At 69.1% G+C, this 1,825-nt stretch carries 2 protein-coding genes; both read right to left on the reverse strand.

The window, feature by feature from the left end:
• Positions 1–312, reverse strand: a 312-nt coding sequence (locus tag E0497_RS20280) for a phosphotransferase (protein WP_153269350.1), incomplete at its 3' end; no start/stop codon positions are given.
• A complete protein-coding gene (locus tag E0497_RS20285; protein ID WP_137726598.1) occupies positions 309–1,508 on the reverse strand; it encodes an acyl-CoA dehydrogenase family protein in 1,200 nt (399 codons plus the stop codon). The genes E0497_RS20280 and E0497_RS20285, both read right to left, overlap by 4 nt.
• Between the last annotated feature and the right edge of the window lie 317 nt (positions 1,509–1,825).

Genomic DNA, 1,825 nt, shown 5'->3' on the forward strand with positions numbered 1-1,825 from the left:
CGCGAACGGCGCCCCCAGGATCGCGGTGTCCTCGCACAAGGCCACGGTCGGGGCGACCGGCACCGCGGTGTCCTGCAGGGCCGCGCACACCCGGTATTCGCGGGCCACGTCGTGCGCGGACGGCGTCAACCCGGCCGTCGGCGGCCGGCGCAGCACCCACCGGGACACCCCGTCGGACACCTCGAACGTGAGATTCGATTTGCCGCCGGAGATCAGCGACGCCCGCAACTCCCCGGCCGTCGCCACCCCGGAGGTGTCGAAGAACCTGTGCAGCGCACCCAGATCCAGGCCGTCCAGACCGACGCTCGTCACGACTGCACCTGCCCGCGGACCGCCCGGCCGATCACCCGTTTGGCGAGCGCCCACCGGTGCACCTCCGAGGGCCCGTCGTACACCCGGAACGGGCGCACCTCCCGCGACAACCGCGCCAACGGCAGATCACCGGAAATGCCCATCCCGCCGCACATCTGGATCGAGCGGTCGACGATCCGGAAGATCGCCTCCGACCCGAACGTCTTCGCGATCGACGTCGCATCCGCCGCCGCACCACCGCGATCGAGCTCCCAACAGGCCCGGGTGAGCAGAGCGCGGGTCGCGGCGATGTCGATCTCGTTGTCCGCGACCATCTGCTGGATCATGCCCAGATCCCCGAGCCGTGACCCGAAACCCTCACGGCGGGACACATAGTCGACGGCCACGTCGTGCCCGCGGCGGGCGGCCCCGAGCCAGCGCATCACGTGCGTCATCCGCGCCGGACCGAGCCGCACCTGCGCATACGCGAACCCCTCGTCCACCGCCCCCAGCACCGCCTCGTCGGGGACGAACAGGTCCTCGAAGAACACCTCGCAATGCCCACCGATCATCGCCCGATCCAGGGTGTCGAGGTGCCGGCCCACCCGGATCCCCGGCGCCGGCGCGGGCGTCAGGAACATCGTCGCCCCACCCCGATCCCCCGGCGCCCCGGACGTGCGGGCCATGACGATGAGGAATCCGGCCCCGTCGGCGCCGGTGATGAACCACTTGCGGCCGTTGATCTTCCAGCCACCCGGCGTCTTGACGGCGCGGGTCGTCAACGCCGACGGATCCGATCCGGCACCCGGGGCGGGTTCGGTCATCGCGAACGCCGACCGCACCACACCCCGGGCCAACGGCTCCAGAAACTGCTCCCGCTGCGCGGGATCCGCGACATGCGCGAGCAGGTGCACGTTGCCCTCGTCCGGGGCGCAGATGTTCAGGGCCGTCGGACCGAACAGCGAATACCCGGCCGCCTCGAACACCGGGGACCGGTCACACATGGTCAGGCCCAGACCGCCGACCTCGACGGGCGCGTGCGGGGCCAGCAGTCCCCGCGCCGCCGCCTCGGCCTGCAACTCGATCCGCACCCGGTCCCCACCGGCGGCGGTGATGTCACCACCGTGCACGTCCTCGATCGGCAGCACCGTCTCCCGCACGAACACCCGGGTCCGTTCGACGAGGTCCAGCACTTCCGGGGAATACGACAGATCCACTACCCACCTCCGTCATTTTGACCGAGCGATCGCTCGGTAAGTTCCGACTACCGTGTCATGGTCACGAGCGCGGGTCAAGGCCTCCGTGGACCAATTTCACCTGTTTCTTACGCGTGTATCGCGCTGCAATGTAAGAAGATTCGCCATTGCGTAGGCATGCCGCTTCCGCGGACTGCGAGCCGTTGGGTGAACGGTGAGGTTCCCCCCGAACAGCGGACAAGGGGCTAAGCAGCTTCGACGTGATCCATCGCAGCCAGTGACATCTCGTACTCGTCGGGACTGAGCATCCCAATCGACGAGTGACGCCGCCTACTGTT

The organism is Prescottella subtropica (assembly GCF_005434945.1).
Lineage (GTDB): Bacteria > Actinomycetota > Actinomycetes > Mycobacteriales > Mycobacteriaceae > Prescottella > Prescottella subtropica.